Raw genomic sequence first — 15,260 nt, 5'->3', positions numbered from 1 at the left:
GCGTGCCCGAATTGGCCCGGCATCGCCGGCCAGTCGAGCTCGCGCCACGGATTCGACGCGGCGGCGCCATGACCTGAGGCGGAATTTTGTGACCAATCAGGCAGTGAGTCTCGCGTCGATATGACCGAAATCCAGCCAGGCTCGACGGACCGTGGCGGGCGGTTGGTAGCGATGCGCACTATGCGGCCGGCGCTCGTTGTAGAACTGTCGCCAGCGTTCGACGAGCACCTTTACATCGGCACGGCTGCGTCAGGATGACATCCTGCGACCTCAGGCTGGCACCGACTTCGATCGCCAGGCACTCGCGGGTATATTCATCGATCTCGCAAAGCATCTTCAACGCTCGCCCATCGACCAGTTGATCGTGCACGAAGTCGTAGCTCCATACCGAATTCGGTTGTGTCGCACCGGGCAAGCGAATGTCGTTGCCACAACGCCGACGGCGAGGCCGCCGCCGCGGAATGTTGAGCTGCAAGGCTCGCCACATTCGCCGCACGCGCGATTCGCCCAGCGCCAGCCAGGCGGACATGCGCCGGTAGCCGAAGCGCGGCACTTCCTGCGCGGCCGCCATCAATTGCTCGCCAAGGCTCCGATCCTTCTCCGGTTGCTTGAGCGTATAGGTGCCCACCTGGCGGCTCCACCCCAGATAACCACATGCCTTGCGTTGCGAGAGACCCCGCCGAGTCAGGACTTCCAGCGCTTCGCGCCGGCCGTTGGGATACTCATTTTTTTCGGCTGAATTCCTTCAGGCCGCCGATGACCAGCAATCGCTCGGCAATCGGGCGCTTGAGCCGCTCGTTCTCCGATTCCAGATCCTTGAGCCGACGGGCGTCGGCCACATCCATGCCGCCGAACTTGTTGCGCCAACAATAGAACATCTGTTCCCAGATGTTGTGGCGCTTGCACAGATCCTTCACCGGCTCGTCCCGGTTCTCGGCCTCGCCCAAGATTCGGATGATCTGCTCGTCGGTAAATCGCTTCTTCATCGAGTTCTCCTTGCCTCTACGATAAAAGAGAACTCACTTGCTGATGGCTACGAGAAACGGCTCAGGTCATGCCGAAGAAAATTTATAGAAACAATCGGATAGTGTCGCCAGAAGAGGCATTGAGGTGTGCAGCGCAGTCACCTGTCCAACTCCTCCACCACGCGCATGTGTGCAACGATATTCGACCGCGGCGATGACCGGAGTTGATTCAGTGTTTCTCGATGAACTTGCGGGAAGCGAACAATTCGGCATCGTTGCGGATACCGAGTTTGCGATATGCGGATTGCTTTTGCGCGCTGATCGTCTTGGGACTTCGGAAGAATTTCGACGCGATCTCCGACACGGACATACCAGCAAGAAAGCACCGCAATACTTCATGCTCGCGCGGGCTCAGCAGCAAGTCCGCCGCCGAACAAGAATCGGGCGACGGTTTATCGTCACCGCTAGCGTCCCTCGGTTCGGCCCCACGCGAATCTGTCGTCATGCCCCACCTGATCCGGTTCGAGAGTTCGGCGCTGATAAATGAATGACCACTTGCCACGACGCGGATCGCGCGTGCGAGCTCACCGAGATCCTCGCTCTTGCCGAAAAAACCGAGCGCACCTGCGCGCATCGTCATGTTGACGGTTGCCGACGTGTCGTTGCTCGACATCATCAGCATCCGACAATCGGGGAATCGCGTATTGATGAGCTTGACGAGATCGAGGCCGTCGATCTCGTCGGGACCAAGCGTGTAGTCGAGTAGCACCACATCGGCGCGGTTCGCTTCGAGCCAGCGAATCAGGTCGCGCGACTTGCCGAAGCTCGCTACCAGTTTGATGGAGCTCTTCTCGGTCAAGTAATTTGCAATCCCGAGTTGGACGATGGCATGGTCGTCCAGAATCACGACGCGGATCGGCTGGTGCCCAGGCCTCATAGTTACCCCTATCGTTGTTGTATACGGCGCGAAACGGCTAGCCCCGATATTGTCGCGGGATGCCATCCATGATTATTTCGAGTAGCTTACCGGCTTTTGGGGCAATTTTTAACCCTGGTGACTCAATGTGCAGGTCCTGCGATCGCAGTGCCGCATTGCGTTTCCGCAACACGCGACCTATGATGTCGGTCTCGTTTTTCGGTTTTACCTGCGGCGATCTCGGCGTCCGATACTCGTCTGAGGACCGTCCACGGCAGACCGGCCAACAATCTGGTTGAACAACGTGAGCAAGCTGAGTTTGAAACGATGTGCCGTGCTAATGAGCGCAATCGTCTGGCTGACGCCCACGTTCGGATGGGCAAACAATTCGCCGCAATTCACAGCTGAAGAGAAGGCGTGGATTGCCGCGCATCCGGTGGTGCGCACCACAATCGATCCACACTGGCGCCCGTTCGAATTTCGCGACCACGGGAAAGTAGTTGGCATCGTGCCGTCGTACCTCGATGCGATTTCGCGCGTGAGCGGATTGCGCTTTGAGTACGTCGACGGCCTGTCATGGGCGGACTCGCATGACGCCCTGATCTCCGGAAAGATCGATGTGGTGCCCGACGTATCGAAAAGCGCAGATGTGTCGATGTATCGCGCCGGCGTCACTGTCAGCCAACCGTACTTCGTCGGCACGATGTTCGTGGTTGCGCCGGAACACCTGAACCTGTTCGTCGATTCCCGCAATCTGGCCGGCAAACGAATCGCGATCAAGGGCAACGGCGGGCTGGAATATGCGATTCGCCAGAGCGGCCTGCCCGTGACGCTGCTGACCTATGACGACGAACAGGATGCGCTCACTGCCGTCGTCGACGGAAATGCGGATGTCGCCCTCGGCACGGACATATCAATCATGCCGCTGCTACGCCGACAGTTCCTGGGTCGGTTGTTCCTGGCGGGCGGCCTGCCGGACCGGCCATATGCGCTGGCCCTGGCAACCCGCAGCGACATGCCCCTGCTCGCATCCATTCTCGATAAATCGTTGGCTGCGATTCCCGCTCGCACGGGCGAGGAGATTTCACGCCAATGGATGGAGTCGACTGACTACGGCGAGCCGACTCTGCGCTCAATCCTTTACTACCGACGCTGGCAGGTTACAGCAGCCGGCGCCACCGTGTTCGCGCTAGCAGCAATCGCGTTCCTTTCGTGGCGCGCACGCGCCGCTGCAGTTCGCAGCGAGCGCGAAAAGGCAATGTTCCTCGCGTTCGTGAGCCACGAGATCCGCACGCCGATGCACACGATCCTTTCGTCGCTCGAGCTGCTGCAGCAGTCGCAACTCACGCCGAAACAGGCAGGTCGAGCGGATGCAGCCGTTGCCGCCTCGGAATCGCTGCTGACGCTGCTCGATGACGTGCTCGAATACTCGCGACTCGAATCGCACAACGTCACACTCGCGCCCGAACCAACGCAAATTGAGGCGTGGTTGCGCCGCAGCGCCGACATGGTGCGCTGGAGGGTCGACGAGAAAGGGCTGGACCTTGCGCTCGAACTCGCCTGCCCAGCCGATTTGACCCTGCTGATCGATCCGGTCCGCACGCGGCAGATCGTGTTGAATCTGCTCGTCAATGCAATCAAGTTTACGTCGGAGGGATCAGTCTCGCTGCGTGTCGACTATCTGGAAGGTAAGCCGAACACAGCCGGTTCACTTGTGATCGAAGTCCGAGATACCGGGATCGGCATTCCGCCCGCGCGTCAGAGCCACATCTTCGAGCCCTATCAGCGCGTCGAGGAGCCGGGCAGCCGTCGCGTGAACGGCAGCGGCCTGGGCCTGTCGATCTGCCGCGAACTGGTTGAGCTCATGAACGGAGTGATTACCGTCAGCAGTAGCCCCGACAAAGGCACGATCTTCACCGTGATCCTGCCTGCGCAACGTACCCGATGGGTAGCCGGCCGGAATACGGTCGTGCCGGAGGCGCCTTCACGTGAACCCGACGCGACCGATACGCCGGCTTCCCAGCGAGTCGACGAAGGTCCGATGATCCTCATCGTCGACGATCACGAAGCGGTTCAACATGCGATCCAGCATCAACTTGATGCGCTCGCGTGCCGTTCGGCCATCGCCGGCAACGGCGCGCAAGCGCTCGATCGGTTCGAGCGCACTCGGTACGACATGGTGCTGCTCGATTGCGACCTGCCGGACGTCGACGGCTACACGATCGCACAGCGCATGCGCGCCAGCGAGCAGCAACGCGGACAGGCGCGCACACCGATTATCGCAATCTCGGCGTCGACGGAAGATGCGCATCGTGAGCGCTGCTTCGACAGCGGAATGGATGGGGTGCTCGGCAAGCCGCTGCGGCTCGAAGCGTTGCGGCAGATGATCGATCTTTGGTGCCCGGCAAGCAAGCGTGACAGGCACCAGCCGCCTGTCGAACCAACCCCAATAGCAGGTCGGGAATTCTCAGAGATCTACCGTCAAAGTATCGACGCGGATCTGGCGGCTCTGAGCACCGCGCTCTCGGCCGGCGATGCTGACAAGGCGCGCTATATGGCGCATAGAATCAAAGGGGCAGCCGCGATTGCCGGGCATGCGGGGACGAGTAACCTGGCAGCCGAACTCGAGCGCATGCTGGAGGCCGTGTCCGACGCGATTCCTGGCAATGTCGGCCCGCTTCATGATGATTTGTTACGCCAGCATCGCATCGAGACGGTTACGCCGGATTCAGGCCAATCCAGGCCCTGCAGCACGCGCACATAAGCCTATGTGGCTGCCGCCTGATCCGGTGCAACACCCGCATACGCGGGGCACCACATCGCGATCATCTGCCGCAACGCTTCGAGTCGCAGCGGCTTGCCGAGCACCCCATCCATGCCGCTCTCGAAGCAACGCACCTTGTGCGCGTCGCCGGTATTTGCCGATATGACGATGATCGGAACGTATCGCCCCTTTCTTGCAGACTCGCGTTGACGGATCGCGCGTACGAGCGCGCAGCCATCTACGTCTGGGAGATTGCAATCCAGCAGCACCATGTCGACATGCGTGCGTGCGAGCTGCTGCAACGCGGCCTCCCCCGAGTCAGCGATGATGCCGACGCAGCCCAGCGCCTCGCATTGCTCCTGCAGCGAGTCCCGTACGGCTTCGTTATCATCGACGATCAGGATGCACGGTACTTTTCGGCATGATTGGGCGGCGGATGCTGGTGGGCTCACCGGCGCCCACGCGGTTGACTGTGCCGACGACGCGTTATCCGTGACTGCAACCGGCAGCTTGACCGAGAAGACGGTCTCGACACGCGGTGTACTGCTGACCGTAATCGTTCCACGCATTAACTCGACGAGCTTACGGCAGATCGCGAGGCCGAGCCCGCTGCCGACTCCGCCGGAACGTGAAGCACGATCATCTTGCCAATACGCATCGAACAGATGCTTGAATTGATCCGCAGCAATGCCAACTCCCGTGTGGCCGACTTCCAGAAGCAGCGTCCTGTTTCGCCGTCGGCGGGTCGCGGAAATGCGAACACGCAACGTAACGGTGCCGTCATCCGTGAAGTTGATTGCATTGACCAGTAGGTTCAGCACGATCTGGCGCACGCGAACCGGATCGATCTCGACATGCAGCGCCGGAGGGATCTCGCTGTCTAGCGTCATCGAGATTCCCTTGGATTCGGCACGCCAGCGCACCATATCGACGGTTTCTCGGGCCCAGGACTCGAGCTCCACTGCCTGCGCGGCAAACGTCACCTTGCTCGACTCGAGGCGGGTGTATTCCAGGATGTCGTCCAGCAGCGCCAAGAGCGTTTCTGACGCGGACACGGCAGCATCCGCGCGATCGGCCTGTCGTGGCGGCAAATGCGAGCGCCGCAGAAAATCGAGCGACGACAGAACAGTCTGCATCGGCGTGCGGATCTCGTGGCTCACGAACGCGAGGACCATCGCCTTGTCCAGCTTGCTGCGAATCGCCGCCGCGCGGGATTTCCAGTAGAAATAGGCGAACAACGCGAATATCAGCAACGTCGCAGCAATCGCGACCACCTGCGGCGCGCGATCATGCAGGATTGAGCGTAGTGTCGGCTTGCCGTTGTCGCCGAGTTCAACCCAGTCCTGCGTGATCGCAGCGGTTTTGCTCACCGGAATCGCTGCAAGCGACTTGTCGATGATCGACGCCAGAATCGGCAGATCGGCGCGCGTGAGCATGGCCAACGACACGGGGCGATCCGCCAGCATGCCGGACATGTAAAGCTGCCCCGGGAATTGCCGGCGAACGATTGGCAGGATCGTGAAGTCGATGCCAAGCGCGGCGTCGGCTTCGCCGTTGGCCACCGCAGCAAGTGCGAGTTCCTCGGTGTCGAACGTCAGCACGTCGAGCGCGACGCCGCTATGACGGGTGAAGTATTCGACTGCGCCTCGCCCCTTGATCGCGACGCGCCGGCCTTCGAGCCGCTTCAGACTGAAAACCATCGCGGAATTGTCACGTGTCACGGCGGTCAGCCGCCCGACCAGATAAGGTGTACTGACTAGTGCGTCGCTGCCGACACGGTCAGATACCAACTCTCGCCACACACCCGGCAGCAAATCCACCTTGCCGGTAGCGAGCGCGTCGTACGCACGGCCCCATTCCGTCCCAGGCACCGTGTCGAACGTGAGTCCGGTCATTTTCGAAACCGCGTTCAGGTAACCGGCGACAAGACCAGCATGCTGTCCGTTGCGTACATATTCGATTGGACTCCAGTTCGCCTCGACTGCTATATGAACGATCGGGTGTGCGTCGATCCATCGCTGCTCTTCATCGGTGAAGATCGGTTTCTGCCAAAGCGTTGAAGCCACCGCGCCAGGCAGCAAGACCACGCAGACAACCGGAAGCAATGCACGACAGAGCGAACACCATTGGGTCCAGCGCGAAGCGCGTATGTTTTTCATGATTGATGCAGCTTAGATATGTGACGATGCCGATGGAATGAATCGCGAGGAGCCGCCGCACCGCGAGCGGGACCTTGACTCAGGCGACGCATCACCCATAGCCCGACAATTTTCTTCTCGTTCAGGTGTCGCCGTCAGAATCCCGCAGGATGCACGTCGGATCACCACGCTGCTGCCGGCTCAGGTGTTACGTATGGGAGACCCTGAGAATGCAACACCCACATATAGAAGGCTTGAAGAAGGTTTGAAAGGTACATCGCGCGCGAACTTGTCACCGGTCGTGCGCGTTGTTGCGCGCATTGTTTGGTGGGGATTCTGTCGTACAACGTGACGCCGCAACATAAGAATTGTCCTAAAAAAAGGCGCCGTCATCCGTGATCCAGGTTGCCCGCACTGGCGCAACTGCTCACGCTCTCATTCGATTAACTGATGGGGCAACCCGTGAACCGCCGCGACAGCAAGCGCGGACCGATGTCGCGACTGCAACAGCGGATCGCCGCCATCGAGCAGTTACCCAAGGCCAAGCAGCAATTTGTTTCGCAGATGCTACCGTGCTTGCTCGAGCTCGGTAAGACAGGAAGGGGAAGCAGGCCGCAAACGAAGCGCGGACCGTGAGTGCTGCCAACACTTACAGCCCGCTGACCACCACCAACTCACCTCAGGAGTTGTTCATAGCTGAGGCCTAGACGCGATTCTCAGCCCATTCCTATCTCGATACAACATCAGCCCCCCGGGTTTGACGGCGCCCGCAGGGCGACGGCAAACCCGGCGGAACAGGGCCGTTGCGCACCACGGCTCCACATAGAAACACTCGCCCGCGCTCGCCAGCACGTTCACCTTCAGTATCGCTGCCGCAACTCGATGCAGTCGTGCGCATCGCGCAAGTGCTGCAAACCAGCGTGGACTCCCTCGTCGGACTCGAGCCGCCCACCGAGCCGCGTATTCACAACCCGCGGCTGCATGCACTGTATGAACAGATGGATTTACTTTCGGACGAGGATCAGCAAGCGCTGATCGTCCTGATGGACAGCCTTGTCAAACGCTCCCAGATGTCGAAGCTCATGGCGAGGTAACACCGCTGTAAAAGAGCGCGGGCCGCTGGCTGATACACGATGCCGGCTTCCACGCCGGCCAGAAGCTTCACGTTCACGTTGAACACGGCAAGCTCACCATTACCGCCGCGCAAATCACCCCCGATTGCGGCTAACCACGCTAACTACAAGGGCCGCAACTGCGGCCCTTCGGTCATTTAGCTGGAACCACCAAGCAACTTCACTTTGTCTTGATTGATCGCGATCACGTCAACGTGATTCTCATACGAGAAGTTCGACATCGAATCTTGCAAATGCACGTGCTCAGCATCATTGGAATCCATTTCGTAAGCCGCATTAATCAGGAATACACCAAGATCCCTAATAACCTCCGGCTTGGCAAGGATAGAAATCTCATCCAGCTTTAACGACCTATCGTCGCCTTCCAGCGTTCCAAAAATCTTCACTTCACCAAGATCGGTCATAGATCGAAACCCTTTTCACGCAAATAGTCTTTCTCTGCTCGCGTCAGCCCAGAGACGCCCCCACGCGATCCGTGGCTCTGCGTGCCATCCTTATTCACAACAACCTCTTGCTTTCTGGACTTGCATTGACAGTGAGCATGAACTTGTTGGTTCGTATTCTCCACATGTGGTGGATCAATTCTGACCCGACCGTTCCCGACAGTAACCCACTGACCAGATCGGGCCAAGCCCAACGGATCGACCCACTGGACTGGGTTCGGCGCGTATTGATATGAATTCAGCCCACCGGCCAGCCCGATCGGGTCCTTCGAGATGAACCGTCCCGAGCGAGGATCGTAGTACCGGTGCCGGTTATAACAGAGCCCCGTCTCGACATCCTGAGGCTGGTCCTGATCTATTCACTTGGACGCAAACGCCCCGCGCACAGGCCGCAATCCCTTGTCCCGCAAGCCTTCGCGTCATCCTACCCCAGCACGTCGGCATTTTTTCGCCAGGACGCGATTCCTTGCAATCCCTGACACTTCGCACCAGACCTCACTGGCGCATTGAATGAAGGCCAGATGAACATCGATCAGCGCGCCAGAAACGACAAACCTAGCGCTCGGCCGGCCCTTCGTTACTTACTCGGCAGCGTCATCAACGCATGACAAGTAGTAGATGTACTGGCTCGTATCGAAATCAGACGCGACGAACCTTCGCAGCTTCTGCAGCTTTTCGTCGTCCAACTCGACCTCCTCATACATCAGATCATCCCTCTCAAATCCGCATATGTCTTGCAGTTCCTCCAAGGACGGGCCGACAACAAACGGAATCTCGACATACGAGAATTCATTGTCCTTCTCAAATCGCGAGATAAAGCGCTGAACGGGATGTTGGGTCATGGCTCCACCCTCCGGCTTGGCACGGGGCCTTTTCCTGAAATCTGCTCCCCCGAATTTGGATCAAATGCTCCCATGTGGTTACCGCGCTTATCGTATCGCTCTACCTCTCCGTGCTGATAGTCCCACTCACAGATACAGCCCTTGGGTTCTTTCCATCGAGCCCGCTTTTTCCCTGGAACTCCTAGAACAGGTGTTTTCGGCGGAACCCGTACCGCATCGGGAAAGCCGGGCAAGTTCTTGGGCGCAGGAATGTAGTTGCTCAGGCCGAGCGGATCAATCCAGCTTACCGGATTGGGCGCGTATTGATAGACGTTGATGCCGCCGGCCAGCCCGATCGGATCCTTGCTGACGAACCGCCCACTCCCCGGATCGTAATACCGATGCCGGTTATAGTGCAGACCCGTCTCATGGTCATGATACTGCCCCTGGAAGCGGATGGGATTGGCGATTGGTGTTTTGCCGGATGCTTTGCGGATGGCTTCCTTCGCTAGTCCCCACGCGCGATACTCTCCGCTCCAGGCAACCTCGCTGTGCTCGTCCGTCAGTTCCTGCGGCGTGCCGAGGTGATCACACTGGTACCACGCCAGGCTATTGATGGCTGGTGCGGGCGGCGGCGGCAACCACAGCGGGTCTTCATCCTGCCGGTAGTAATCGCCGTACTCGGGCTGGTCGAGCAATTCGATGGCGTCGTCGCGCACCGCCTGCGCCACCGGCACGAAGCTGCCCGGCTCGTAGACGTAGTGCGTGGTGCGTGCGCCGAAGCCGTCCTCGTCGGCGATCTTGCTCTCCCAGGCCAGCGTGTCGCCGTCCCAGCCGTACAGCGTGAAGCCACATTGCAGCTCGCGGTTGCGTTTCACACGCTCGGCGCGGTTCCAGTGTGGCCCCGCTTCCCTTCTTTCCTCGTAGTGCGCCTGGCTGTGCTTGGACAAGCGCCGCCCAAGCGCGTCGTAGGTGTAGTCGACCTTCAGGCGCTCGTCTTCGTAGTGGGTCAGGCGGTCGAACAAATCCCACGTAAAACGGCCTTCCTTGCCGTTGTGCCAGCGTTGTGTGAGGTTGCCGCGCGCGTCGTACTGGTAGTGGGTGCCGGCGTATTGCTTGATCTCGGGCTGGTTGCGCTACGGCAGGCCCCGATACGAGGGGCCGAGTCGCGGCCATGTCGAACACTTCGCGCCGCGTCAACACGAATTGGTCAATCAGGCCCTGCACCTGCGCTTCACGCCGCTCCGTAGAGCGCAGCGCCTCAATACGTTCGTCGACCACGGCAAGCTCGTGCCGCAGCCTTTGAACCTCGCTTGTTGCCGCACATCTCGGACACAGTCCGTCACTCACAGTTTGCTCCATCGACCTCGCCAGATTATCCCCGCACTCACTGGCGAATCATGCCATATTCGTAATCAAGCCAATTAGCCTGCACGTATTTATCAAGTAAGACAAGCACATTATCGAGATCCACATCCCCCGGGACGTTGAAAGAATAGAACCGCTCTCCCATTCCCTCCCATGTACAGCCCACCTCCACAAGAGCCTCTAGAATCTTCTGAATCTGATTTACTCCATCATCAAAAACTACGATTCTGAACGTACTATTTTCACCAGGAACCACAACTTCCTTAAATATCAACTCTCCATCCACCCCAACTTCTGCCGAAACAGCATCACCAAGACTCGCATCTTTCGTATAAAACGGAATATTTCCAATCCTAAACAACCCAGAATCCAGCCTCTCCGACCACACACTCTCCATGGATACCGGCGGATAGTCATCCACGACATTTAATTTAAAAAAAATCTTTTCCATCCTATCACTCCACGTACGAGTCGCTCTTATCAAGATTACACACCCGGCAAAGAACCTGCCCATTCTCTGGAGTCCCCGACCCGTTCTTCGCCTTGGGTTTTTTGTGATCGATATGCGCCTCATTATCCGGAGGCGTAACGCCCTTTTGATGTTGGACGGCGTTTATCACATCAGTGTTGCATTTTTCACATGTCAACGAACCGTGATTCCTAATGTTCTCCGCTTTTACAGCCTCCTTTCCGGCTCGAGTAAAATCTTTCCCCTTTCTACTTCCAGGAAGGCTAAGTCTTGCTAAACCAAGAGGATCGATCCACTCGATTGGATTAGGCACGTACTGAAAAACATTCAGACCACCCGCATACCCAATCGGATCCTTGCTAACAAACCTCCCCACCTCCGGATCGTAGTACCGATACCGGTTGTAGTGCAGCCCCGACTCATGGTCATGGTACTGCCCCTGGAAGCGGATGGGATTGGCGATCAGCGCCTTTCCCGAGGCCTTGCGGATCGCCTCCTGCGCAACACCCCACGCACGGTACTCCGCGCTCCACGCAATCTCGCTGTGCTCATCAGTCAGCTCCTGCGGCGTGCCAAGGTGATCGCACTGGTACCACGCCAGGCTATTGATGGCTGGTGCGGGCGGCGGCGGCAACCACAGCGGGTCTTCGTCCTGCCGGTAGTAATCGCCGTACTCGGGCTGGTCGAGCAGTTCGATGGCTTCCTCGCGCACCGCCTGCGCCACCGGTACGAAGCTGCCTGGCTCGTACACATAGTGCGTGGTACGTGCACCGAAGCCGTCCTCGTCGGCGATCTTGCTCTCCCACGCCAGCGTATCGCCATCCCAGCCGTACAGCGTGAAGCCACACTGCAGCTCGCGGTTGCGCTTGACCCGCTCGGCGCGGTTCCAGTGTGGCCCCGCTTCGCTTCTTTCCTCGTAGTGCGCCTGGCTGTGCTTGGACAGGCGCCGGCCGAGGGCGTCGTAGGTGTAGTCGACCTTCAGACGCTCGTCTTCGTAGTGCGTCAGGCGGTCAAACAGGTCCCAGGTGAAGCGGCCTTCCTTGCCGTTGTGCCAGCGCTGCGTGAGGTTGCCGCGCGCGTCGTACTGGTAATGGGTGCCCGCGTATTGCTTGAGCAGGTTATCCAGCGCCTTGATGCGCGGCATGCGCTGGCGCTCGGCTTCACGCAGGGTTTCCGGGTCGATCAGGTTGCTGGCCGGGTCGAAGTCAAACGTCTCGTGGCCGAGCCGGCTTTGCGCTTCGAGCAAGCGGCCCACCGGATCGTAGCGGTAGGCGAGCTGCCCGCGCCGCGTGTCGTTGATGTCGGTGAGCTGGCCGCTGGCGTCGTACCGGTAGCGGCGCACCAGCAGGCGGTTGCCGCCTGCGGTGTGTGTGGGCGCAGGCGTGTCGCGCGCCAGCACCTGCTCGCTCAAGCGCCCCATGGCGTCCCACTGCTGCGTTTGCAGCAGGCGGTTGCCTTGCAGCCGTGCGACCTCGCGGTGCAGGTCGTCGCGCTCGTAGCTGACCAGCTCGCGCTCGTCGAGCTGCAGCGCCAGCAGGTGGCCGCTGCCGTAGGTGAGCCAGCTGACGCGGTGACCATCCGGGCGCACGGTGGCGATGCGCTGGTTGAGCGCGTCGTATTCGTGCAGCCACACACCCACCAGCGGCTGGCCCAGGCGGGTGTAGTGCTGGTGCTCACGCACCAGATTGCCGGCCGGGTCGTGGAACCATTGCAGGCGACTGTCGGCATTGCTGGCCAGTGCCAGGTTGCCGTTGAGGTCGTACGCGAAGGTCTCGACCTGCCAGTCTTGCTGGCGCGGGCTCGCGTCGCCGGTTTGCAGCGCAGCGCGCCGCTCGGTGAGGCGACCCATCGGGTCGAAGGTATAGGCGGTGATGCGCTGCCCGTCGATGGCACGCGCCAGTTTGCCGGTCTCCTCCTCGTACTCGTAGCGCGTGATGGCGCCGTCGAAGCCGGTTTCCGCCAGCAGACGGCCCACCGGGTCGTAGTGGAACTCGGCATCGCGCCCGTTCTCGTTGCGCAGCGCGGTGAGCTGGCCGAGCTTGTCCCACTGATAGCGCAGGGACTGGCCGGCGGCGTCCACCCGCTTGGCCAGCAGCCCGGCCTCGGTGTAGTCCCATTCGGTGCGCCGGCCCAGCGCATCGATGTGGGTTAGCAGCCGGCCCTCTGCGTCGCGCTCGAAGTGCTCTTCGGTATCGTCCGGGTAGCGGATGGCGGCGAGCTGGCCGGCCTCGTGGCGGTAGCGGGTGACCTGGCCGGCCGCGTCGGTGAAATGCACAAGCTGGCCGCGCGCGTCGTAGGCCCATTAGCTGGCCTTGGCCGAGCAGTCCACGTAGCGGGTGAGCTGGCCGCTGCTGTTGTACTCGAGCTGCCTGGTCTTGCCGCTGGCATCGGTGATGCCGATCGGCAGGCCCATACTCGGATCTTGGGGAATGACTTCCTTAACGCCACCAAGACCGCCAAGGTTGCGTGCAATCGGGTGCCCGACATCATCGCTCGCACACCCAGAGGCTCGCGCCGCAGCGCGTGAACTTGCATTGGTCGCGGTACCCGTGCCCAGGTCCTTTGGACAGATTTTTGCGGTTGTGCTCTTGAGTGTACCATTTATTCATACATTGTTGCAGCAACTACAATATCCGCGAGAACCCTCCAATTCATCGTATCAAGCTTCATCTCACTAGCTATACCCATATTTTCGTAATAGCCGTCCATATCTTCAACCCAGGAAGCCATTGCCTCAAGATACGAATCAACAGTATTGTTCTCGATCGACTGCCCATTTCTTATTGATTTCACAAAATCAGAAATAAAATCAACAAAATCTTCCCTTGTCTTTATTTCCGACACTCTCTTTCTGTCAATCGTCATCTCACTCAACGGTCATTGACTGACCATTCTCCATCTTCAAGCGGATAGATGTCCCACCATTCTTGGTACTCATCTTCCACATCTGGTTATCAATCTCGTCTTTTGACGCCATTTGGTATGGCATGCACTTGCGTGCCAATTTGAATGCCGCGAGCCGCCTGTGATCGAGCGTCCACAGCTTCCCAGCACCATCCTTCCAAATCTTGGTCTTCAATATATTAGGATCGAGTGTTCCATCCTGCAAAGCTTGTGCGTTCGCGAGAACCGTATAGTCACCTGTAACATTCTTTGCGCTGCTTTGCATAAAATGCACCTGAGAGGGATCTATTGTTCCCGCCGGGCAATCACAGGGGCAACGCTTCGACAAACCTAACGGGTCGCTCCACTCAATCGGGTTTGGTGCATACTGCCATAGGTTATGCCCCCCCGCATACCCAATCGGATCCTTGCTAACGAACCGCCCCACCTCCGGATCGTAATACCGATAGCGGTTGTAGTGCAGCCCCGACTCATGGTCATGGTACTGCCCCTGGAAGCGGATGGGATTGGCGATCGGTGTTTTGCTGGATGCTTTGCGGATGGCTTCCTTCGCTAGTCCCCACGCGCGGTACTCCGCGCTCCACGCAATCTCGCTGTGCTCGTCGGTCAGCTCCTGCGGCGTGCCGAGGTGGTCGCACTGGTACCACGCCAGGCTGTTGATGGCTGGTGCGGGCGGCGGCGGCAGCCATAGCGGGTCTTCATCCTGCCGGTAGTAGTCGCCGTACTCGGGCTGGTCGAGCAGTTCGATGGCGTCCTCGCGCACTGCCTGCGCCACCGGCACGAAGCTGCCCGGCTCGTACACGTAGTGCGTGGTGCGCGCACCAAAGCCATCCTCGTCGGCGATCTTGCTCTCCCACGCCAGCGTGTCACCATCCCAGCCGTACAGCGTGAAGCCGCATTGCAGCGCGCGGTTGCGTTTCACACGCTCAGCGCGGTTCCAGTGTGGCCCCGCTTCCCTTCTTTCCTCGTAGTGCGCCTGGCTGTGCTTGGACAAGCGCCGCCCAAGCGCGTCGTAGGTGTAGTCGACCTTCAGGCGCTCGTCTTCGTAGTGGGTCAGGCGGTCGAACAGGTCCCAGGTGAAGCGGCCTTCCTTGCCGTTGTGCCAGCGTTGCGTGAGGTTGCCGCGCGCGTCGTACTGGTAGTGGGTGCCGACGTATTGCTTGAGCAGGTTGTCCAGTGCCTTGATGCGCGGCATGCGCTGGCGCTCGGCTTCGCGCTGGGTTTCCGGGTCGATCAGGTTGCTGGCCGGGTCGAAGTCGAAGGTCTCGTGGCCGAGCCGGCTTTGCGCTTCGAGCAAGCGGCCCACCGGATCGTAGCGGTAGGCGAGCTGCCCGCGCCG

12 protein-coding genes and 2 pseudogenes are annotated in these 15,260 nt (G+C 59.6%); 3 read left to right on the top strand and 11 right to left on the bottom strand.

The annotated features are described in order from the left end of the window. Positions 1-96: 96 nt before the first annotated feature. Positions 97-986: pseudogene (locus DIE11_RS30530) on the bottom strand (transposase). Positions 987-1,194: 208 nt separating this feature from the next. Beyond that, positions 1,195-1,872 (bottom strand): response regulator transcription factor, encoded by a 678-nt coding sequence (locus DIE11_RS30525; RefSeq protein WP_311767601.1) that lies wholly within the window; start codon positions 1,870-1,872, stop codon positions 1,195-1,197. 349 nt (positions 1,873-2,221) lie between these two features. Here DIE11_RS30525 and DIE11_RS30520 point away from each other — a divergent pair, with 349 nt between their 5' ends. Further along, positions 2,222-4,645: an ATP-binding protein gene (locus DIE11_RS30520; protein ID WP_124629140.1), complete on the top strand. Its 2,424-nt coding sequence runs from the start codon at positions 2,222-2,224 to the stop codon at positions 4,643-4,645. A gap of 2 nt (positions 4,646-4,647) precedes the next feature. Here DIE11_RS30520 and DIE11_RS30515 read toward each other — a convergent pair whose 3' ends face one another. Next, entirely contained in the window at positions 4,648-6,804 is a 2,157-nt protein-coding gene (locus DIE11_RS30515; protein ID WP_124629139.1) for an ATP-binding protein, read from the bottom strand. Between the two features lie 869 nt (positions 6,805-7,673). On the opposite strand from DIE11_RS30515, the gene DIE11_RS30505 reads away from it, so the two are divergent. Both DIE11_RS30505 and DIE11_RS30500 read left to right on the top strand, forming a co-directional pair. Continuing rightward, on the top strand, positions 7,674-7,877 hold the full coding sequence (locus DIE11_RS30505; protein WP_185633848.1) for a hypothetical protein: 204 nt from the start codon (positions 7,674-7,676) through the stop codon (positions 7,875-7,877). A gap of 29 nt (positions 7,878-7,906) precedes the next feature. Further along, a complete protein-coding gene (locus DIE11_RS30500; protein WP_124629218.1) occupies positions 7,907-8,011 on the top strand; it encodes a type I addiction module toxin, SymE family in 105 nt (34 codons plus the stop codon). A gap of 42 nt (positions 8,012-8,053) precedes the next feature. On the opposite strand, the gene DIE11_RS30495 is transcribed toward DIE11_RS30500, so the two are convergent. From DIE11_RS30495 to DIE11_RS30460, 8 genes and pseudogenes are all read right to left on the bottom strand, one after another. Continuing rightward, entirely contained in the window at positions 8,054-8,320 is a 267-nt protein-coding gene (locus DIE11_RS30495) for a hypothetical protein (protein ID WP_124629137.1), read from the bottom strand. A gap of 221 nt (positions 8,321-8,541) precedes the next feature. Beyond that, a pseudogene (locus DIE11_RS37570) lies at positions 8,542-8,712 on the bottom strand (RHS repeat-associated core domain-containing protein); the annotation flags it as partial. Between the two features lie 228 nt (positions 8,713-8,940). Continuing rightward, positions 8,941-9,201 carry a hypothetical protein gene (locus DIE11_RS30485; protein WP_059681180.1) on the bottom strand — a complete coding sequence of 87 codons (261 nt, stop codon included), beginning with the start codon at positions 9,199-9,201 and terminating at the stop codon, positions 8,941-8,943. Then, a complete protein-coding gene (locus DIE11_RS30480) occupies positions 9,198-10,205 on the bottom strand; it encodes an RHS repeat-associated core domain-containing protein (protein WP_311767600.1) in 1,008 nt (335 codons plus the stop codon). The genes DIE11_RS30485 and DIE11_RS30480 overlap by 4 nt, the downstream gene beginning before the upstream one ends. Positions 10,206-10,567: 362 nt before the next feature. Beyond that, the gene (locus tag DIE11_RS30475) at positions 10,568-10,999 is read right to left on the bottom strand and encodes a DUF4265 domain-containing protein (protein ID WP_124629135.1); all 432 of its coding nucleotides are present in this window, start codon (positions 10,997-10,999) and stop codon (positions 10,568-10,570) included. A 4-nt stretch (positions 11,000-11,003) separates the two neighbouring features. Next, positions 11,004-13,292 (bottom strand): RHS repeat-associated core domain-containing protein, encoded by a 2,289-nt coding sequence (locus DIE11_RS37565; protein WP_221622474.1) that lies wholly within the window; start codon positions 13,290-13,292, stop codon positions 11,004-11,006. Positions 13,293-13,618: 326 nt separating this feature from the next. Next, the gene (locus DIE11_RS30465; protein WP_124629133.1) at positions 13,619-13,882 is read right to left on the bottom strand and encodes a hypothetical protein; all 264 of its coding nucleotides are present in this window, start codon (positions 13,880-13,882) and stop codon (positions 13,619-13,621) included. A 1-nt stretch (position 13,883) separates the two neighbouring features. Further along, on the bottom strand, positions 13,884-15,260 hold a 1,377-nt coding region (locus DIE11_RS30460; RefSeq protein WP_148093059.1), incomplete at its 5' end, for an RHS repeat domain-containing protein.

This window comes from Burkholderia sp. Bp9012 (assembly GCF_003853825.1).
Taxonomy (GTDB): domain Bacteria; phylum Pseudomonadota; class Gammaproteobacteria; order Burkholderiales; family Burkholderiaceae; genus Burkholderia; species Burkholderia diffusa.
Note: the sequence above shows the minus strand (reverse complement) of the source record. Positions and strands in the feature narration are given on the sequence as shown.

Excerpts from the sequence above, each read along its gene's own strand:
- DIE11_RS30495 (WP_124629137.1), bottom strand. The coding sequence starts at position 8,320 with ATGACCGATCTTGGTGAAGTGAAGATTTTTGGAACGCTGGAAGGCGAC.
- DIE11_RS30475 (WP_124629135.1), bottom strand. The coding sequence starts at position 10,999 with ATGGAAAAGATTTTTTTTAAATTAAATGTCGTGGATGACTATCCGCCG.
- DIE11_RS30465 (WP_124629133.1), bottom strand. The coding sequence starts at position 13,882 with ATGACGATTGACAGAAAGAGAGTGTCGGAAATAAAGACAAGGGAAGAT.
- DIE11_RS30485 (WP_059681180.1), bottom strand. The coding sequence starts at position 9,201 with ATGACCCAACATCCCGTTCAGCGCTTTATCTCGCGATTTGAGAAGGAC.
- DIE11_RS30515 (WP_124629139.1), bottom strand. The coding sequence starts at position 6,804 with ATGAAAAACATACGCGCTTCGCGCTGGACCCAATGGTGTTCGCTCTGT.
- DIE11_RS30520 (WP_124629140.1), top strand. The coding sequence starts at position 2,222 with ATGAGCGCAATCGTCTGGCTGACGCCCACGTTCGGATGGGCAAACAAT.